The organism is Roseovarius sp. THAF9 (genome assembly GCF_009363715.1).
Taxonomy (GTDB): Bacteria; Pseudomonadota; Alphaproteobacteria; order Rhodobacterales; family Rhodobacteraceae; genus Roseovarius.
In genome coordinates this window covers 69,882-89,971 of sequence record NZ_CP045407.1, presented here as the reverse complement: position 1 = coordinate 89,971, position 20,090 = coordinate 69,882, and the positions used below count along the sequence as shown (strand labels likewise).

Here is a 20,090-nt window from a genome sequence, read left to right as displayed (position 1 = left end):
CTGCCCACCCTCTAAATATCGCTTTTTCAGCGAATTCGCTCTTTAAAGTGTCATCTACACGGAAAAATGAGTCTTCACAACGATTATTGCTCTGGTCACAACTGTGACCCGCCTAGATGTTGACGTTAGGTGGCGTCGCAAAAGGTAGTGACATAGTCACACCATAGCCCAACATCTAGATTGTCTCACACGCGCGCACCCACATTTGATCATGCAGTCCGCGCGACGGATACGCTTACAGTTTTGTTATTAAAGGTATTTATAGATTTGCACGGCTGTCAAACTGCCGATACGTTGCTGTAAGTTCGCTTTCCGATCGAGACGAGGGACTCTGTGGCTTGCGTTGTAAGTTTGAAAAACGTTGCCGAGACGTAGCTCTTAAACCGAGCCAATTGTGGCAACCAAATCGCATCGGCGGAAGGCTGCCTGAAGCACAGATATTAGTAGAAAGGATGGGAATCGGCCGGAGCAACCCGGCCGATTCTTTGGCTTAGGCGGCGTCTTTGGGACCCCAGGGGATGACGGCCTGCAGGGACAGATCGTCCTGGTTCGCGGCCTTGCCGAGGTTGGCGTTGAAGACGTGGTCGCGGATGGTCAGCGTGTAGTAGTCGGCGCCGGTCTCCTTGTTCTGCTTCTTCCAGATGCCGCCGCACTCGACCAGCTTGCCGCGCGGGGAGCGGCCGAGGACGCGGTGCGTGGGGGCCATCGGGTTCGCGCTTACGACGGGTTCGACCGTGATGTCGAGATCGAAGGTCAGGGTCGAGATGGAGCCGACGCCCTTGGCGGTCTCGATGTCGGCGCTGGTGAATTTGATGCAGTTCGTGGTCATTGCTCTTCTCCTTGTTTGCGTTGCAATGATGGTCACCTTGCAGCTGGCCAAGGCCCGGCCACACCGAAGGCGAAGCGCAGCGGAGAGGGGCAGGCGCCGGTCTTTTTGATCCGCGCGGAATGACCCGCAGGGTCAGGGGAAAAAGATCGGCGACAACCTTTGTGGACGGGACGACAGCTGCGACCAGCATGTCATGCAACTCAGACACCCGGAGAAGTCCGGTGGCCGCGAAGGAATGTGGGTGAACAGACGAGGGAGATGCCGGGGTCCTTGGCTCCCTTCTAAACTGATCGGTGATAAGACGTAGTCCAGACGTCAAATTCGCATCCCCCAAGATCACTGCCGCGCCCATTGTCTTCGCTGAAGCGCCCACGATGCGGATGAGTACTCGAGGCGATCAGAGCGTGGAACGAAAGGCCGGGTCGTCACGAGACACCGCAACCATCCAATCGCCCGCATTGGCAGCCCGGCTGGTCGGATCGGTCAATCTATACGGCAGGACGTTTGGCCAAAGGTCGCCGCGACCAACTGACAGGGCAAACTGCCAGGCTCTAGCATCCGTCGCCGACTTGCCTTTGCAGCACGCAATCTATACGTCATTGACACATACGCCGCTGAAACCTATATGGGACTGAAGATGACACGATTGCAGACGGTGGTCGAACTGCCCGAATTCCAAAGACGGGCCAAGGCGATCATGTCGGACCAAGAACGCGAGGCCGCGATCGACTTCATTGCCGCCAATCCGGAAGCAGGCGTCTCTCTTGGTGGCGGGTTGCGCAAGGTCCGCATTCCGAGGGAGGGGAGCGGCAAGCGCGGCGGCTTCAGGACGGTGTATGTCTTTGGCGGGACCCATATGCCGATCTTCCTGATCACGGTCTTCGCCAAGAATGAGAAGGCCAACCTGTCGAAGACCGAACAGGCTGCCGCGGTAGAGATGAGCAAGGCGCTTGTCGCAAAATATGGAGACGCAACGTGAGTGCATTCGAATCCGTGTCCAAAGGCCTGGAAGAGGCTCTGGCTTTCGCAAATGGCGATTTGTCCGACGCCAAAGTGCATGAAGTGTCCGTTGCTGAGGTCGATGTGGCCCAAGTTCGGCAACGGACTGGCCTGTCCCAGGCTGAGTTCGCCAAGAGCATTGGCGTCGCGAAAGGCACGCTGCTGAACTGGGAACACGGGCGTCGGCAACCGACAGGCCCTGCACAGGTTCTCTTGGCACTGATCGCAAAGAAGCCTTCTGTCGTGCAGGACCTGTTGCGCGGGGCGTGAACCGGGGCCTAAGCCCCGATCCTCTTGATGCGGATCCCGAGCTTGCGGGCCTTGTCGACGATGTTCTCGGTGATGCCCGAACCGGGCGTGGCGATCAGACCCTGCGGCATGGTCTCGAGCATCTTGTCGTTGCGCTTGAAGGGGGCAGCCTTGCCGTGGCTCTTCCAGTCGGGCTTGAAGACCACCTGGGTGACCCCACGGGTATCTGCCCAACGGGCCGCGATCATCTCGGCGCCCTTGGGTGTGCCGCCATGCAGGAGCACCATGTCGGGATATTTGGCGTGGGTGGCATCGAGGATGGACCAGATCAGATCATAGGCGTGATAGTCCCCGCCCGAGAAGGCGATCCGAGTGCCTTCGGGGCAGTGCACTTCGGTCTCCTTGCGGCGCTTGGCCGAGAGATAGGCCCGGCTGTCCACCACGGCGGAGGTGAGACCGCGATGGGAGACCTTTGATCCGGTCCGGGGCAGCCAGGGTGAACCGGTGGCGGCCGAGAAGTGGTCCACGGCCAAATCGCGCATTTGTTCGAAGGCGTCGCGGTGGTCCCAGAGTTTAAGCCCGATCATCTGGAGGCGCTCCAGCTCGACCGAGGCGACCTCGGAGCCGTCCTGGACGGCCAAACTTTCCCGGACCTCGAATTCGTTGTCGTCGAGGAGCTTCTGGATATGGGTGAGCCTGCGATGGAAGATCGAGGTGAGGGACCAGAGCATCTCTTCGAGATTGTCTTCCAACTGGCTGCCAGTGAGGAGGCCGATGGTGGTGTCAAAGAGGCTCGCCATGGCAAGCTCGACCTCGTCGGGCTGGGGCAGGGGGCGATGATCGGTTTCGCCGGGCCCGGGCGTTGCGCCGTGAAGCGCCAGGTGGTCGATGATGGCGGAGGTCACGCCGGTCTCCTCGGGGATATCTGTCTGATGGGGCATTGTCTGGTTCCTCTGTTTGATCTGACCCGATTTGGATGGGGCGATAACAGGACCGGCGGCGACGGGGCCGCATCCGTCAGGATCGGAGCGCAGCGGAGAATGTGACCCGGGCCGGAAAATTGTCCCCGCGAGGAATGGCCCGAAGGGGCAGGGGAATTTTCTGGTGCGGGGCGCATTGCGGCCCGGGCGAGGGGCACTCAGCCCCGACCCGCCGGTCCATCGCTCCCGTAATCCAAACGGGATCAGATCGAACGGGAGGAACCTTTGCCTTGTCGGACATCATTGAGGGGGCCGGCGGTCACCCGTCCTCGATCTCCAGACCTTGTGCTTTTATGACCTCAAGCAACGACCGGCGCAGCGCATCTTTGCCGAATGCCCGCAGATCATCGTTGAAATCCCCCATGGTCGGCACGAGATCACCGCAGGCAATTCCAAGCGATTCCAGGTGTTTACGCAATCTCTTTGATGCTTCATGTCCAGCTTGGTCATTGTCCCGCGCGATCCAGATACGCTTGATCCCCGGCGGCGGGATGAAGAGGCCGAGATGGGTGGCGGTGAGACAGGAGGCGAGATCGAACTCGGGGAGAGCCGTGCCGACCGAGAGGGAGTTCTCGAGACCTTCGCCCACGATGAGATCGGTGCGAGGTGAGCCGGACCAGAAGCGGATGGCATGGCCATGCAGCTGCCCGAGGATCCGTTTCGGGCTCTCGATCGCGGCCAAGCCGCCGGTGGACGGGCCGAGATAGAAGCGTGCGCAGCCAGTGATCTGACCCCGATTGTCGGTGATCTTCGCGAGCAGGGCAGGGGCCCTTTGCAGCGGATCGGGGTCGTCCTCGCCCTGCCGCAGGAAGACCCGCGGGTGATAGCGCAGGGCCGGGCCGAGGCGCGTGATGCTGCGCCCTTGCAGATAGGTGGCGGCCAAGCTGCCAAGCACCGGCTTGCCAGCAGCAAAGAGTTTGCGCGCCCGCGCTGTTCGTTTGCTGGGGCCTGCATTGGGGAGTCCATCTTTGCGGGTGTCATGAGGCACGGAAGGGCAGGGGGCTGCTCCCAGGAAGGACCGGGCCTCGCTCAGTGTTTCCTTCAGCGTGACCGATCCGAGCCGTTCCTGCAGCAGGTCGATCAGATCGCCATACTCCCCTGTCGCGAAATCTTGCCATGACCCGGCTTTGCGCCCGTCCTGCGCCTGCAGCCGGATCGCGAGGCTCTGACCCTTTGCACCGGACGTGTCGCCGACCTGCCAATAATTGCCCTGCTTGCGACCCTCGGGGAAGTACTGGCGGCAGAAGCTCTCGGCCCGATCTGCCAGATCGGCCGAGAGGTCTGCGATGCTGCGCCGCGCGCTCATGCGGCAGCATCCGCGCCGCTGGCCCCAACCGGATGTTCGGCGAGCACGCGCGCCAGCACCTCGGTGCCGTCCACAGGGATGAACACCCGCGTCTTCCACTGGATCACCTCGGTGAAACAACCCATCGCTTTCAGTGCGGGCAGGACCGCGCCCGACGCGCCGATGAGCTCAAGCCTTGGCTGTCCCATCACCAGCGACCGGCGCAGCTGGTAGCCACCAAGCAGGTTCAAGGTCGTCTTCGCATGCATCACCGCGGCAAAGACCTCTTGAGGCGTCATCTCGATCTGACAATCGAGCCCGAGCCGCGCATAGACGTTCAAAAGCTGCTCCTGGCTGACCAGACGGCCGATAGCGCGTTCCCCGTCCTCGGTCTGCAGGCGATAGATGCGCATATTGTCCGAAGGGAGCCTGTCCCAGATCGTCAGCAGGAGGCCGCAGATCAACGTGATTTTCGAGGTGGTGAACTCCGGAACCGCCGCGACCTCGGCCTGCCAGAGCTGTGCGAACATCGTGTCATCGACCTCTTCCCAGTGCGATTTCGAGAACTCGGAAAGGGTGAGGATCTCGGTGGCCATGGGTCGCAGAAGCTTCACCCGCAGGATCGGCACGCCATCCTCGTCCATGAAGGCCGGCGCCTTCACCATCAGCGCCGCACGCTTGGAGGTCTTGTTCCAGCACAGCGTCGCACCCTTCATATCGGCGCAGATTGCTTTGACGCGGGGCAGGGTCAGCGGATCGTTGCGATCCGTGCGTTCCACCGTCAGCGCGGCGGCCGTCGCCCCCGTCGCCTCGTGCTCGAAGATGACCCTGCGGTCGGTGATGACGAACTTCTCTGCGCGCAGGGTCTCTAGCCCGACATCAAGCGTGCCCGCCTGCCGCGCATCTTCGATGATCGCCGAAAGAAACCCACCAAAGGCCTCGAAAATTGCGTCCTGCATGTCGATCCTCAGCGCAAGGCAGCGGTTCAGGAACTGCTGGATCGGCGGCAGATTCTCTTTCATCGTGCCGTCCGCCTCATCGAGCGTCAGCCCGGTCATCTCCTGGAATTTGGCGTAAGAGCAGGCCTCGATCTTGCCCGCACGCAGCTTGTAGAAGAACTGCCGCAGCGCAGCGCGTGCGTAGGGACTCTCAAGGTTGTCCTCGGCGCGGAACATGTTCTGCCCGCCGGTCTCGCGTTGCCCCTTGGTGATGGCACCGAGCGTGTCGAGGCGGCGGGCAATGGTGGAAAGGAAGCGCTTCTCGCCTTTCACATTGGTCGCCACCGGCCGGAACAGCGGCGGCTGCGCCTGGTTGGTGCGATTGGTGCGCCCCAGCCCCTGGATCGCATTGTCGGCCTTCCAGCCGGGCTCCAGCAGGTAATGCACCCGCAGACGTTGGTTCTTTGCCCCTAGATCGGCGTGGTAACTGCGCCCCGTGCCACCGGCGTCGGAGAAAATCAGGATGCGCCTGGCATCATCCATGAAGGCCTGCGTCTCACCGAGGTTGGAGGAGGCGGGGCGGTTTTCGACCTTAAGCCGCCCCTCAAGCGTTTTCACGATGCGCCGCTTGCGCCCCGTGACCTCGGCAACGGCCTCCCCGCCAAAATGCCACAGGATCTGATCGAGCGCGCCCTGCACCGGGGCGAGGGCCCCCAAATGCTCGACAAGATCATCCCGCCGCCGCTCGGCCTCGCGACAGATGATCGGATTGCCATCGCCATCGAGGGCCGGACGCGAGCGCAGATCGCCATTCTCGTCCGTGTAGGGTTCAAAAAGCTGCGTCGGGAAGGAGTGCATCAGGTAGTCCATGATGTTCTCGCGCGGAGTGAAGTCGACCTGCAGGTCGTCCCACTCCGACGGCGGGATCTCTTCGAGGCGGCGTTCCATCACCGCTTCGCTGGTCGAAACCACCTGGATCACCGCCGAATGGCCCGCCGCTAGGTCCGCCTCGATCGCGCGGATCAGCGAGGGGCATTTCATGGCAGTGATAAGATGGTTGAAGAAGCGCTGTTTGTTGCTCTCAAACGCCGAGCGCGCTGCGGATTTGGCTTGGCCGTTCAAGGTGCCGATCTCGGAGGAAATACCCGAGGCCTGAAGCGCCGCCTCGAGGTTGGTGTGGATGATCTGGTAGGCGTCTGCGTAGCTATCATAGATCGCGACTTGGGCGGGCGTCAGCTCATGGACCAGCATCTCGTATTCGACCCCGGCATAGGAGAGGGAGCGCGCCAGATAGAGGCCGAGCGCCTTCAGGTCGCGCGAGATCATCTCCATGGCGGCAATGCCTCCGGCCTCCATTGCGGCGACAAACTCCGCGCGCGTCACGAAGGGGAAATCACCCGTGCCCCAGAGACCGAGACGGGAGGCATAGGCGAGATTGCCGACAACCGTGGCGCCGGTGGCCGAAACGTAGAGGACGCGCGCATCAGGAACGGCGTTTTGCAGCGCAAGGCCCGCAAGGCCTTGCTGGGAGGCGCGTCTGTCGCCGCGGTCGGACTTTTCGCCAGCAGCATTCGCCATGGCGTGGCTTTCATCGAAAGCGATGACCCCGTTGAACCCCTCGCCAAGCCAGGACGTCACCTGATCGAGGCGGGAGGCTTTCCCCTCGCGTTCCGCCGAGCGCAGCGTGGCATAGGTGACGAAAAGGATGCCCTCGGGCAGTCGGATGTCGCTGCCCTGGCGGAACTTGGAAAGCGGGACGATATCGCTTTCACGCCCGCCGAGCGCCATCCAGTCGCGCCGTGCATCCTCAACGAGCTTGTCGCTCTTCGAGACCCAGACTGCACGGCGGCGGCCCTGCAGCCAGTTGTCCAAGATGATGCCCGCGACCTGCCGCCCTTTGCCGCAGCCCGTGCCATCGCCGAGGAACCAGCCTTTACGGAGACGGAAGGCGCCTTCGTCGCTCTTGGCCGCTGCTATGAGCTGACCCTCGATCTCCCCACGCTTGAACCAGCCCTTCAGATGCGTCTCATGCGCATTGCCCGCATAGATGACGCTTTCGAGTTGCGGCGCGGAGAGAAGGCCATCCGCGACGAGGGTCTTCGGCAAGACGGGACGGTAGGTCGGCACGGGCGGCGGGACCGAGGCCATGGCCGCGGATTGGACAAGTGCTGTCGGATGTTCCGCCGCGCAGTCGATCCGGATCGCCTGAAGGTCATAGGCCTCATAGACCGTGTCCTGCAGTGCGCCCTCGGCTTCGCTCCAGGCTTTTGGCAGGTAGTCGAGCGGGGCGGTCTCGATGTCATCAAACGGGTGCTTCGCGCGTTCTTCGGCGAGTGCGCGAGTTTCCTTACGGGCGGCGTTGCGCAGAGCGTGCAGGTTGGTGCGGGTCGGTTGAGAAGGGACCGAGAGGGCCGTGCTGGTGGGGCAAGGTGGGGGGCTGCGCCGCTCCCGGCAATGCGCGAGCACCACCGAGAGAAGATCAGCTGTGGTTGCGCAGATCGGATGATAGGCGGCCTCGCTCTTGACCAGCGCGGTCTCTTCAGCACCAGCCGCGCGCTTGTCGATCACCGTCAACCGCGTGTCGATCGTGGTGCCATGCCGCGCGAAGACCTTGCCGTCGATGGCTGCGGAAAATACCACATCGGCGCTCTGCCCAATCCGCTGAAACGTCGACTGGAAGGATTTCGTTGACGGGCGGAAACTCTCGCCGGTGATGACGACAAGCCGCCCACCAGGCGCGAGCCGCGCCAAGGCGGAGAGTACATGCTGACTGGTGGCCTGCCGGAACCGGCCTTCGACATGGTTCGCAGCCGAAAACGGCGGGTTCATCACGATGACCGAGGGCGTGATCGATCGGTCGAGTCGGTCATCGATCGACGCGGCATTGTGGTCTGAGACAACGGCCTCCGGGAACAGGTGTCCCAGCAGGGCGCGGCGGGTCTCGGCAAGCTCATTCAGCGCCAGCCGTGCGTCCGCGTTCTTCGCGAAGACTGCCAACATGCCGGTACCCGCCGAAGGCTCGAGCACCAGGTCGTCATCCCGAAACCCCGCCGCCCGGGCGACAATTGCCGCGAGAGGCAGAGGGGTCGAGAATTGTTGCAAGCGCACGCTGTCTTCTGAACGCCGCGTGTGGGACGGCGCCAGACTGGCGAGGCGCTCGATCATGGAGAGAAAGGCGTGCGGCGTGGCCGCTTGGCGTTGCATCAGCGCGCCATAGCGCGAGAGCATCAGAATCTGGGCGATCTCGGCGGCCTCGTAGGCGTCTTTCCAGACCCAGGTGCCACTGGTGTCATTTGCGCCGAAAGCCTCTTCCATGGCGGCACGAAGAGCGGCAGCGTCGATAGACCTGCCCGCTTCGAACAGAGGGACGAGGGTTTTCGCAGCCTGCATCAGGTGCTCGGCGAAGCCTGCAGCCGCGGGCAGGGCAGGGGCTTCGGGCTCGGTTGCAAGTTGGACGGAATGGGGGTGAGCGTTCATCGGCAATCTCCGGGGTTGAGGGTTGGCCCCCAGCCCCGCGCGCACTCTCTCACCCGGGAGGGGTCACCCCTCCCGCCCTGCCTCTCGCTCTTTCATGGCCTCGAAAGTTGTAGTCTTGGCAGCGAGAACTTATCCACAAAATCTGGGGATGACGCTGTGGGCGTTGTCGCGCAAACCCATGCCAAGCTGCTGGGACACGGCCGTGCCTGCATTTTAGGCACCTTCAACGAAACGGACCCGACACATAGCAAGCTCGGGGACCGAATGGTCAACGAGGAGAAATCGCAAGAGCTCAGAATGGGGATCTGCAAATAAAAAGGCGGCATCCGGGAGGAGGTGGATGCCGCCGATTATTCCGGATCGGCTCAGGGAGGAGGAGAGAACCGATCACAAGAGCAAACATAGGAGCAATGCTGCAGTCGCACAATGGGCGGGCGATGACTTTTCTGCAATGCAGCAATGCGCGCGCGATCGGGTGCTGCCCATAGTTCCGGTGTGTGGCGGCGATTTAGACTATGGATATGCGGTCAATACACCGGTCGCGGATGGCGGATGGGGATCGGACCGAGGAACAGCATTCCGCGCCTCCGGCAAACAATGCGTCTCATAGTCGCCAACAAACCCCCAGCAAGCGTCGATCTCCTCGCCACCCTGTTCGACGATGTAACCATAGACACGCCCACCAAGGTAGGAATCGTAGTCGGCGATCTCACCACGTAAGACGCCTTCAGTCTTTTCGCGCAGGGCCTTGGTCACGCGTTTTACACCGAATTCCATCCGGACCGCCTCAAGCGTCACATAGACGTAGCCGACTTGGGCGGAATCCCACGGGCAGTGGAACCCGATGGTGTTCATCGCGAGACCGGAATGGTCAAAGAGAAACACAGGCAGAATGATTGCCTTCCGCTCGGCGAGGTCCCGCAGACGATCCATCGAGAGATCGCTCTGATCCGAGACGCCCGCGAGATCGCGCAGGAACGCCTCAGGGCTGTCGTGCTGATGGCTGTCACCCAGCCGATAGCGCCGGTGCCAGCAGATCAGCGTACCGAGGTTGCACCAATCCCGTGGGCTTTCGGCATCAGGGTCGTGGTAGATCTTGATTGTGTGGCACTGATAGGCCTCCTCGTAGACGGCGTCGTGCATGTCGATTTCCTTTCTTGAAACGCAATCGACCCGCCAAGCCGGGTGGGGCTCGAGCGAGTCGATCCGGACGTGGTACGGTGGTTGGTGAGTTTGCCGCCTGATGGATCAGGCGGCGGCGCGATTCTGGCGATGCTGGACGTGCTCGACGGAGACCTTCAGAAGCCAGTCCTCGAAGCCGAGAATGGTCTGGTGATTGGCAACCGCCCCGATCCAGACCGCACGTGGATCGCCGACAATCTGCGTCGGCTCGTTGTCGATCCGGCCATTGGCCATCCATGGTTCCGGCTGGATGCGCCCAAGCCAATCCGCCAGCGACGGGATACGTCCCTGGCAGTCTTCGCGCACATGCTGCTCGCCAATCCAGCGGATCGGAACAACCCGGCCCGCGCTGTTGGTCAGGCTGCGACCGAACACCCGCTCGGCATCATAGATCCCGACCGTATGGTGTTTTTGGGCTCTGTGAACGAAAAGACCTAGGTGCTCTTTGGATGAGTCAAACCAGTCATGCACATGTTGATAATCATCTGGCACACCGCCGAACTTTCGGGCCGAGCTCTCGGCGTGATGGAGGGGATGTGCCATATCAGAGCCCCTCGTGTTCGGTGGCGTTGGTCTCGATATAGCGGTTCGAGTGGCTGACATCGATCTTGTCGGTCTCGATTGACCAGGTAAGTTCGCCATAACCGCCTTCGTTGTTCTCAAACCCAGGGCTCAGCGCATAGGCAAAGTCCCAGCCGAAATCTTCGACCCGTCGCCGCAGCTCTTCCGTCAGGGTTGTCGTGTCAGGAGTCACGACGACATCCTCGACATTGCCGGAATCGCCATAGCCTTCATATTGCACCTCGATGCCGGTCACGCCGAGGGCGCGCAGTTCGACAAGAAGGGCAGCTCGGGTTCGGACCCGCTGTTCGGCAGCACGCCTCTGAGATTCGAGCATCTGCGCGTAGAAATCAGTCGCTTGTGTCATGATTTTGATCCTTTGGAATTTAGGGGAGGGCGACCATTGCGCGAGGCCGCCCCAGAGGTTTGTTGGGGAAGCGTCAGGCCGCAGCGTCGCCGCGTTTCTCCGCCGTTCGGTCAACCAGGTTGAAATAAAGATTCTCGGTCGCGCGCTTGAACCCCGGCGGTTTGCGCGGGGCGAGACAACGCACCGAAGCGCTGCAGCCGATCCCATGCTCCATCGCGAACTGCGTCACCTTGTCGATCAAGTCGTCCATGCCCGCGGCTTGAATGCGCTTTTCGGGGTAGCTCGCCATCATCTGGAACTGGGTGACGACGAAGGCGCCGTCACGATGCGCGGGATAGAGGGTGATCTGGTAGTCGAGTGTCTTGGCCATGTCTGGTCTCCTGCGGCGGGCAAGGCGCGATCATCGCGTCCCTTGGAACCCGCCAGTCCGAAAGGACCGCCCTTTGTGCAAGGGCGGTCCGGCGCGGTGTTTATGGATGGGGTCGTCAGTATTCCGACGGCAGAAGCAGGGTCAGAACACGGCGCGTTTGCGTGGGATCGGACGGCTCGGGGGAGCCGTATTGGTAGTCGACATCGTACAGGTCGAGTTTGAACCAGACCGTCGTGTCCTCAAGCTCAATGACACCCATCTCGTGCCAGCCATGGGGGTCGCTGTCGGCAATGAAGGTGTCGAAAGCGGCGACGCGGCGGGTGAGTTCCAGCTGCACATCGAGCCCAAGCGCCGCGACGCCGCGTGTCATTACGAACTGGCCCTGCGGGGCACTGGCGACAAGGGTAGTGCCGAGAATCGACATGCGAAACGCATCATTCTGCGCGGCGATCAGTGCGGCTTCCTGAACGGGGTCGAGGTCGACTGTGGTGGTCATGGGATATCTCCGGGACGGGCCAGCCGATCCGATATCGGCTGTAGGCAACCCGCCAGCCGGAAAGGGCCGACCTCGATGTGAGGACGGCCCAAGGCTCCTGTCGTGATCAAATCGGCAACTACTTCGTCAGGCGACGTCCTCACTGAGGAAGGCAGGCAAGGACGACGGTTCATCGCTCTCGACATCTGTCAGAGGGTCTGCGGCGGGCACGTCGCCTTCCTCGGCCTCCGACGCATTGTTCCCTATGTCGGCATCAGCGTCCGTCGCCCCGACAAACACCATCCCATCGGGCAACCAGCGCGTAGTCTTCGCAGCCGTCGACGCGTCAAACCCTTCCGTCTCGGCTGCCGTCTCCGCGAAAGCCCGCTCCATCGCTGCCGCGATATCGCCCTTGCGTTCCCGATTGCGATCCTCGGCGTAGTCGTCGCCGATCAGCTTGCGCGCGGTGGCGACCGCATGCCCTTTGTTGACCCGGCCCCAGTAGTTCTGAGCGGTCGGACGCCAGCAAGCTGCCACATCGACGTCAAGCCGCGCGCCGATCTCCTCGATGATGGGGGAGAGGCGATTGTCGGAGGAAAGCTGCGGCTTGACCGCCAGACCCGTCGCCCAGGCCAAAAGCGCCTGTTTGTTCGCGATGGGCAGCGCGGACATCACCCGGAAATCATCGGGCTTCTCCAGCTTCATCCACTCGGTGGCGAGGTCGTGCTCCAACGCCTCGAGCATCTTCTGGGCGACGGTATCCCCATGCAGCACCTCGCGGTTTTGCGCCTGGAAGGGCCGGATCGAGATGTCGAGTGCTTCATTGTTACAGGACCGTCCCAGAGCCTGTTCGCAGAGCGCATAGAGCATCGCATCAAACGCCACCTCGAAATTCGCGGCCAGATGCGCCCTGAGGATGTGTTGGCGGGTGGCACGCAGATCGTCGGCAAGGCTCGCTGAAATACCGTCCGCCTTGCGCAAAGTCGCGGCCGGATCGGAAGTCGGCACCGGTGTCGAGGAGGTCGGCGGCGTCACATGCGGGCGGGCAGGGGAGGGAGAGCGACCCGTATCGGCGGTGGTCTCGTCGGGCTTTGGTGCAGCAGGAATATCCTCGGGCCGCACGAGGCCTTTCTCGACACGCAGCGCCCCGTCATGACCGATAGTCAGAACAACGCCTGCGATGGCACGATCTTCGTCCGCATAAGGCTGCCGTCCGCGCTGCAGAGTCTCGATCTCGCGCAGACGCGGCTCAACGGCGTAGTATTCTTCGGTCTCGGCGTCAGACCAGTCCTCGCCGTCATTCTGCGCCGCCAGTTCTTCTTCACGCGCGATGAGACGTTCCTCTTCGGCGAGCAGGTCCGGATCCGGTTCGATATCCTGCGGATAGACCCGACCGAAACTGCGAAACGCGCCATAGTCCACCGAGAGATGCACCTCGGCCCATTTCCACTGCGCCTCGAAAGGTTTGGCCGCTGTCTGCAACTTCTCGATGGCGAGGCGCTCCAGGAGCTCGGGGTTTTCCATATGGGCGATGGCGCGATCGTCGAAGAGGTCGCGCAGCAGCACACCACCCGCCGCCTCGTATGCCTCGATGCCGACAAAGCGACCAAGTGCCGAGTTCGCCGAATGGGCGGTCTCGGTCAGCTGGCGTTTGATGCTTTGCGGATGGATGTGGTAGCCACCTTTCACCGCGTTCCACACCGCAAGTTGGCGATCATGGTCGTCGGTCAGCGTGAAGGCCATCACACATTCGAGGGTCAGGTCGCCACCACGAAACTGTTCGATGATCTCGGGTGCGACGCGAGCGAGTTTCAACCGGCGGCGGACCAGGTCGACGGAGACACCGAACTTCAGCGCAATTTCGTCCTCGCTGCGCCCCTCGCCGATCAACTTGTCGAAAGCCTCGAACTGATCTGCCGGGTGCATCGCGGCGCGCTGGAGGTTTTCTGTGGTGGAAGTGAGAATGGCATTGCGCTCGTCTTCGACGAGGCAGGGCACAGGATGATCGGCGGGGATGACACCGTCATCGGCGAGTTGCTTCAGCGCCTTGAGGCGGCGACCGCCGGCATCGACTGCAAAACGTGTCTCAGACAGCGCATGAACCACCAGGTTCTGCTTGATGCCTATCTCGCGAATGCTGGCGAGGAGCTCAGCGTCATCGCTGGCGCCAGCGGCCACCTTGCGGACGTTGAGCGGGCTCGGCTCCAGCTGGTCGAGCGGGATCAGGCGGATGTCGGCGGCGCCGTCAGGTGCGGCCGATGCGGTAGGTTCGGTCTTCTTCGCGGTGGCGGGTTTCGGGCGGGTTGTGGTCTTGGCCATGGTCAGGGTCCTTGTCACGCCGGACCCGGATGAGGCTCTCTCTATCCTTTCAAGCCCGGCACCCGGGCTTCCCTTTCTCTGGCTTTCAAATTTTGTATCATTTAGGAGCGATTGAGCTACCGCGACTTGGTGCAATGCCCATTCTAATAGGTCGAACCCACTTAAACTGAGACATTATAACTGCGTAGCCAACTGCACCCATAGTTCGGCACCTTGAGCCAATACAGAATCGTTAAAATCGAAATTCGGAGCGTGCAGCATAGGGTTCTGGTCAGACTTCGCAGCGCCGAGCCAGATATATGCACCGGGACGCTCGTTCAGCATAAACGAAAAATCCTCAGAAGCCATACTTGGTGGCGCTTGAATAGGTTGCAACCCAGTCTTTTCAGCTAGGCTACATACCAGCCTTGCATGAGCGGCGCTATTAATTGTCGCGGGGTAAGAGTTCTCGAAATGGATTGCAGATTCACAACCATGGGCCAAGGCAACGCCATTGGAGACCTCTTCCAATGCCTGGGTTAGCAGGCCTCTGCTTTCTTCCCCAAACCACCGTAGCGTGCCTACTAATTCCGCCCTGTCAGGGCAAACGTTGAAGGCATGACCTCCATGAAGTTGGGTAATTGAAACGACTGCCGATTCATGGGGGGAAAGCCTTCTGGTTGGCACTTCCTGCAGCATTGGCACAAGACGCCCCGCAGCGGCTAACACATCATTACCTTGATTGGGCATCGCCGCATGACAGCTTTGACCGGTCAAAACCACTCGAAAAAGAGAAAACGCGGCCATCATACGGTCGTCATTCGCGACCAACTTCCCTACATCCAATCCAGGCCAATTGTGAATAGCGTACACAGCTTCACATGGGAATTTATTGAATAATCCCTCCCTAACCATCACGCGCGCCCCACCCTCATTTTCCTCAGCAGGCTGAAAAATAAGAGTGATCGAGCGGTCTTTCCAGTCGATTTCTGCAAGCCGACGAGCTGCAAGCAATAACATAGCAACGTGGCCGTCGTGGCCACAAGCATGCATTCGTCCTGGAATGGTAGAGCGATGTTCAAAGGTGCTTACTTCGTTGATCGGTAGCGCATCCATATCGGCACGGAGAGCAATTCCCGGACCATGGCCAAGGCGCGCTACAACGCCCGTACGCGCGAGCCCCTCATAGACGCTCCAGCCCCACCCCGATAAAAGTTGGCTTATTTTACGAGAGGTGCGGACCTCCTCGAAGGCTAGTTCAGGGTGACGGTGAAAATCATGACGCCATGCGACTGCTTCAGCTAATTCTGCTTCACTAAACATTTGATATATTTTACCCTATTCTGAGCTATCCGCGAGGAGCGATGATGTGTTCCTGTTCGCCATTTCAAATTGTGTAGCCAATTCATTGAATGATGCACCCGCTCCAAGGCTCGCACTTAGCAACATCCGCGCCTTGACTGCTGACAGGGTTCCAGCAAATAGTACGCCTATGTTTTCGAGAGTGACGCCGCCGGAATCGCCGCCATAGATAGGTGAGGTCCGTCCCTCGCTGCATCGCGAAGCCACCACAACTGGGATATCTTGCTGAATCAATCTACTCGCGGCTTCAGCAAAACCCTTGGGCGCGTTCCCTCTACCAAAGGCTGATACGACTAGGCCGCGAACGTTTGCCTGTACGCAGTAGTCAAGAAAAGTCGGGGTAGCCCCCAACCCGCAGAGAGCCATTTCAACGCGTGGCTCAAGTTTCTCGGTCCGAATGAAACAACGTTGAAGCGGTTTACGATAAATCCAAACGTCGCCATGATCTACTTCTCCGAGCTTACCAAGACCGGCCGAGCGAAAGGCGTCCACGCGTGAAGTGTGGGTTTTGCTGACGTCGCGGGCGGCGTGGACTTCTCCTTCGAATACGATCACGCTACCATAGCCGCGCAAAGAAGGGTCATTGGCGCAAAGGATGGCATCACGCAGGTTACGAGGACCATCAGTGTCTGCTTCACCGGCGTGCCTTTGCGCGCCAGTGAAGACCACCGGCTTGTTCGATCCGACCAATAGATCTGACAAGTATGCAGTTTCCTCCATGGTATCCGTACCATGTGTCACCACTACGCCTGCGGTATCAGGATCAGAAAGTGCCTCCGCGATTTCGCAGCAAAGACGATACGCAATCTCTAGATCCATCGCAAAACTGTTCACTGAGGCAAATTTTCGAATTTCAACCTTGGACATTTGATGCCGATCTAGCAGGCTGGCCAATAGATCATGACCATCCAAACCTGCGGTTACGGCACTTCCGTCGGCGTTCTCGTTTGAAGCAATGGTTCCCCCCGTCGAGATTAGAACAACGTGGCTCACTATGGTTTCCTTCCACTCCAAAGAGCTTCTAGAACGACACGGGGTGAAATCGGAAATTTACGAACTATTGCTCCAACAGGCGACAGCGCGTCGTTCACAGCGTTCAAAACCGCCCCCGAAGCGCCGGCAACGCCGGCTTCACCGACACCTTTTGCACCAAGCACTCCTTCAGCGGTTTGAGAAGTAACATGGGACACGTGAATGTCGGGTACATCGGACGCCATTGGCACAAGATAATCCGCGAGGCTGGCAGTTAGAAGCTGACCGTCCTGATCATAGCGAATTTCCTCCCATAACGCGGCTCCAAGCCCCTGCACCACTCCTCCGCGAATCTGTTCTTCGACCAGAGCCGGATTGATCAAGGTTCCACCGTCATGCACAACCCAGTGTTCCAATAGCCGTGCAAACCCTGTCTCGATATCCACCTCGACATGGGCTGCTTGAATACCATTGGTGGCCTGGAATAGCTGCGCCTTTGGCACCGAATGACGTGTGACGGTCATTTCCGTCGGCATATCATCTGGTAAAATGTCATGGCGAAAATAGCAGATATGGGCGACCTCGGAAGTCGCCATTAACTGAGTACCATCTGCATCCACCACGTGGTTTTCCGAGAGTACTAGATCCTTAGGCTGCCTTTGATGAAGGTGGCCTGCGACAGCCAAGAGGTTATCGCGCAGTTCCATGGCAGCATGCCACGCAGCTTCACCACCAGTCGATATGCCGCGAGATGCCCATGCCCCACCGCCATGGGGGCTCGTTTCGCTGTCCCCGCTTAGGACCTTAATATCGTCGATAACACAGCCCAGCACAGAGGCCACGATTTGAGCGATACCTGTATCGGTTCCTTGGCCCTGATCCGTTACACTGGGCATACATCTCACGTGGCCCGAAGGTTCCATCTTTAGCGTACAGCCGTCTTGCCCAGAAACGTCAATCCCACCGGGGCCATAGAATCCATTGCCGGTTCCTGTAAGCTCAACAAAGCTCGCAAGACCTATACCACGATATATTCCCTGTAGCCGCAATGCGTCCTGCTCTTTCCGAAGAGCTCCAATGTCCATATCGGACAAGAGTTGTTCAAGACAGGCGTGTTGAGACAGGTAATGCAGGTGCACTCCGGTCGGTGTGTCAAGCGGGTAAGAGGAGTCCTCGTGGAAATTCAGGCGGCGAACCGCCTCCGGCGCAAGCCTCAGCTCCCGGGCGAGCCGATCCACCATGTGCTCGGTGATGGCACATGCTACAGGGTGCCCGACCGAGCGATAATGCCCGACTAATGCCTTATTCTGAAATAGCAACCGCAAGCGCGACCGCATGTCGACGATGTCATAGCCCGCTGCCGACATGCGTAGCACATGGTTGCCCTCACCCAAAGATGTGCGGGGATACTGCGGAAACGCACCGATCGGGAAAAGATCATCGACCTCGAACCCCGTGATACGCCCCTCTGACGTGGCTGCGACCCGCGCGGTCACTCTGTGTTCACGCGCATGGTTGTCGCTTGCAAAGGCTTCCATCCGATCAGCGACGAAGCGCACCGGACGGCCAAGCTGCATGGCCGCTAGACAGACAAGGACGTCTTCCTGGTAAAGCTGCTGCTTTAGTCCATAGGCCCCGCCTACATCTTCGGAGGACACCCGGACCCGGTGTTGCGGCAAGCGAAGGATTTTCGCCAACTCGGCTTGGAGCTGATGCGGGCATTGATGCGAAATACGGAGATGCAGCGATCCGGTACTGGGGTCATAGTCGGCGACCATTGAACGCGTCTCAAGTGTACACGCCGTGTGCCGTCCAAAGTCCAGCGTCTCTTCCAGTACCAAATCGGCTTTAACGAAGGGCGTGCCAAACGCGCCGTTGCCTGAAGTCAGGTCCGCACAAACGTTGTCTGGAGCACCTTCGTGTATGGCTTCGGCATCAGAAGCCAAAGCGGCATCGATGCTCGCCACGGCTTCAAGCGGTTCGATATCCACGAAAACCTGTTCGACCGCGTCCTCGGCAATCGCGCGGCTCGTCGCCACGACCATGACTAACGGTTCGCCGACATAGTTCACCCGCCGGGACGGCAGGGCTGGCTGTTCTGGCGACTTCATGTCCGGCAGCAACTGGTTGTTCGCCTCCCAGGGTGAATAGTGACCGGCAATCTCTTCGTGGGTCAGGACCAGCAGGACACCATCAGTCTCGCGCGCAGCCTGAATGTTGATCTCGACAATATCGCCCCGGGCAATAGGCGAACGCAGAAAGGCCGCGTGCAGACCACGGGGAATCGCACAATCGTCCGTATAGCGTCCTCGACCCGAAGCAAAACGACGGGCACGTTCACGCGGAAGAGACTGTCCGATTGGTGCGCGAAGCAGAACCCTACTCATACTTTTTCTCCAATCTCGATACGACGCGCGGCTGCCACTTTCATGACCGCTTCGACGATTGCCTGATACCCTGTGCAACGGCAGTAGTTACCAGACAGAAAATCACGCACCTGTTCCCGGGACGGACTAGGTGTCTCAGCAAGCAAGGCTGCACACGAGATTATCATCCCTGGCGTGCAAAAACCGCATTGCAGCGCATTTTCGGACACAAAGGCCTCAACCAGATCTCCCGTCGTGTCTTGTGTCGACAGATACTCGAGGGTCTCAACTTGTGCGCCTTCGGCCTGCACGCCAAGGACAAGACACGAGCGCTGAATGGCTCCGTCAATTCGAACAGTACAGGATCCGCAGACCCCGTGTTCACAGCCAACATGCACACTGGTAAACCCCAAATCTTCGCGCAAGAGGTCGGCGAGATGCTTTCGGGTTGGAACAGTAACTACTTGCAGTTCGCCATTGACCCTTAAGGTAACGGTTTGCGTAATTTCGCTCATCTTAGGGCCTCATTGTTCATTAAGTCTGCCAATCCGCGACGCAACAGTACACGAGCCAGATGGCAGCGCATCTCGCTCGTTGCCTGCGCATCTTCCTGCGGCGTAAGGACATGAGACAGCGAGGCACAAGCAGCTTCAACCGCCTCGGGACTATAGGGTATCTCGACGAGTTCCCGCGCGGCCGTTGGCACGAGACACGCGCTTGATGATGCGCCGAATACGCAAATGTCCAGTTCTTGCAGAGTATTCTCTAGAACATTTCCTCGTAGGGCGACGCCGACAATGGCAAAGTCACCATGTCTTCGCGCAAGCTCGTGAAATGCCACCCGATCGCCTGGTGCGGATACTGGTAACTCCGCCGCGATCATTACCTCACCCGGAAGCAGTGCGGTTTCATATACATCGACAAAGAACTCGCGAGCTGGGATCATCCGTCGACCATTTGGCCCAGCCACTTCAAATGTGGCGTTTAAGGCAACGCAGACAGCAGGTATCTCAGCTGCCGGATCGGCCAAGCAGACACTGCCCCCGAAGGTGCCACGATTTCGAATTGCGGGGTGTGCCACCTCACGGATCGCGCGAGCCAGCAAGGGCACTGAGGATGCAATCACGTCACTTTTCAGCACCTCAACATGGCGGGCGAGAGCGCCGATCCGTACGCAATTTTCAGTAACTTCAATACCACGCAACTCTTTCAACCCACCAATGTCCACCAACCGGGACGGTGCAGCAAGGCGCATTGCCAGCATCGGCATTAAACTTTGGCCCCCCGCGATGATATTGGCCTCGTCGTCCTCTTTCAGGCATTCCAGCGCTTCATCAAGCGATGAGACACGAGTGTATTCGAAAGCATAAGATTTCATTG

General features: G+C 59.9%; 17 protein-coding genes. 2 read left to right on the top strand and 15 right to left on the bottom strand.

The window, feature by feature from the left end; genetic code table 11:
• Positions 1-490 precede the first annotated feature (490 nt).
• Positions 491-829: a DUF736 family protein gene (locus tag FIU86_RS21980; RefSeq protein ID WP_152477511.1), complete on the bottom strand. Its 339-nt coding sequence runs from the start codon at positions 827-829 to the stop codon at positions 491-493.
• 637 nt (positions 830-1,466) lie between these two features.
• On the opposite strand from FIU86_RS21980, the gene FIU86_RS21970 reads away from it, so the two are divergent.
• Both FIU86_RS21970 and FIU86_RS21965 read left to right on the top strand, forming a co-directional pair.
• Positions 1,467-1,808, top strand: coding sequence for a type II toxin-antitoxin system RelE/ParE family toxin (locus tag FIU86_RS21970; RefSeq protein WP_152477510.1), 342 nt, complete (start codon positions 1,467-1,469; stop codon positions 1,806-1,808).
• Positions 1,805-2,098, top strand: a complete 294-nt coding sequence (locus FIU86_RS21965; RefSeq protein ID WP_152477509.1) for a DNA-binding transcriptional regulator — start codon at positions 1,805-1,807, stop codon at positions 2,096-2,098. Before FIU86_RS21970 ends, FIU86_RS21965 begins: the two co-directional genes overlap by 4 nt.
• An 8-nt stretch (positions 2,099-2,106) precedes the next feature.
• Here the strand turns inward: FIU86_RS21965 and FIU86_RS21960 are convergent, their stop codons facing one another.
• The 14 genes from FIU86_RS21960 to FIU86_RS21895 all read right to left on the bottom strand — a co-directional run bounded on the left by FIU86_RS21960 (position 2,107) and on the right by FIU86_RS21895 (position 20,088).
• On the bottom strand, positions 2,107-3,018 hold the full coding sequence (locus FIU86_RS21960) for a DUF2493 domain-containing protein (protein WP_152477508.1): 912 nt from the start codon (positions 3,016-3,018) through the stop codon (positions 2,107-2,109).
• A 298-nt stretch (positions 3,019-3,316) separates the two neighbouring features.
• The gene (locus FIU86_RS21955) at positions 3,317-4,363 is read right to left on the bottom strand and encodes a toprim domain-containing protein (protein WP_152477507.1); all 1,047 of its coding nucleotides are present in this window, start codon (positions 4,361-4,363) and stop codon (positions 3,317-3,319) included.
• Entirely contained in the window at positions 4,360-8,757 is a 4,398-nt protein-coding gene (locus FIU86_RS21950; protein ID WP_152477506.1) for a strawberry notch-like NTP hydrolase domain-containing protein, read from the bottom strand. The genes FIU86_RS21955 and FIU86_RS21950 overlap by 4 nt, the downstream gene beginning before the upstream one ends.
• A gap of 513 nt (positions 8,758-9,270) precedes the next feature.
• Positions 9,271-9,900, bottom strand: a complete 630-nt coding sequence (locus tag FIU86_RS21945; RefSeq protein ID WP_152477505.1) for a hypothetical protein — start codon at positions 9,898-9,900, stop codon at positions 9,271-9,273.
• Between the two features lie 105 nt (positions 9,901-10,005).
• The gene (locus tag FIU86_RS21940) at positions 10,006-10,482 is read right to left on the bottom strand and encodes a hypothetical protein (protein ID WP_152477504.1); all 477 of its coding nucleotides are present in this window, start codon (positions 10,480-10,482) and stop codon (positions 10,006-10,008) included.
• Between the two features lies 1 nt (position 10,483).
• On the bottom strand, positions 10,484-10,867 hold the full coding sequence (locus FIU86_RS21935; protein ID WP_152477503.1) for a DUF6878 family protein: 384 nt from the start codon (positions 10,865-10,867) through the stop codon (positions 10,484-10,486).
• A gap of 73 nt (positions 10,868-10,940) precedes the next feature.
• A complete protein-coding gene (locus FIU86_RS21930; RefSeq protein ID WP_152477502.1) occupies positions 10,941-11,237 on the bottom strand; it encodes a hypothetical protein in 297 nt (98 codons plus the stop codon).
• A 115-nt stretch (positions 11,238-11,352) separates the two neighbouring features.
• Positions 11,353-11,733 (bottom strand): DUF3768 domain-containing protein, encoded by a 381-nt coding sequence (locus tag FIU86_RS21925; RefSeq protein WP_152477501.1) that lies wholly within the window; start codon positions 11,731-11,733, stop codon positions 11,353-11,355.
• 126 nt (positions 11,734-11,859) lie between these two features.
• Positions 11,860-14,031 carry a ParB/RepB/Spo0J family partition protein gene (locus tag FIU86_RS21920; protein ID WP_152477500.1) on the bottom strand — a complete coding sequence of 724 codons (2,172 nt, stop codon included), beginning with the start codon at positions 14,029-14,031 and terminating at the stop codon, positions 11,860-11,862.
• 174 nt (positions 14,032-14,205) lie between these two features.
• The gene (locus tag FIU86_RS21915; RefSeq protein WP_152477499.1) at positions 14,206-15,333 is read right to left on the bottom strand and encodes an amidohydrolase; all 1,128 of its coding nucleotides are present in this window, start codon (positions 15,331-15,333) and stop codon (positions 14,206-14,208) included.
• Positions 15,334-15,348: 15 nt separating this feature from the next.
• Positions 15,349-16,365: an asparaginase gene (locus tag FIU86_RS21910; RefSeq protein WP_152477498.1), complete on the bottom strand. Its 1,017-nt coding sequence runs from the start codon at positions 16,363-16,365 to the stop codon at positions 15,349-15,351.
• The gene (locus FIU86_RS21905; protein WP_152477497.1) at positions 16,365-18,731 is read right to left on the bottom strand and encodes a xanthine dehydrogenase family protein molybdopterin-binding subunit; all 2,367 of its coding nucleotides are present in this window, start codon (positions 18,729-18,731) and stop codon (positions 16,365-16,367) included. Before FIU86_RS21905 ends, FIU86_RS21910 begins: the two co-directional genes overlap by 1 nt.
• On the bottom strand, positions 18,728-19,225 hold the full coding sequence (locus FIU86_RS21900; RefSeq protein WP_152477496.1) for a (2Fe-2S)-binding protein: 498 nt from the start codon (positions 19,223-19,225) through the stop codon (positions 18,728-18,730). Before FIU86_RS21900 ends, FIU86_RS21905 begins: the two co-directional genes overlap by 4 nt.
• A complete protein-coding gene (locus FIU86_RS21895; RefSeq protein WP_152477495.1) occupies positions 19,222-20,088 on the bottom strand; it encodes a xanthine dehydrogenase family protein subunit M in 867 nt (288 codons plus the stop codon). Before FIU86_RS21895 ends, FIU86_RS21900 begins: the two co-directional genes overlap by 4 nt.
• Positions 20,089-20,090: the final 2 nt, after the last annotated feature.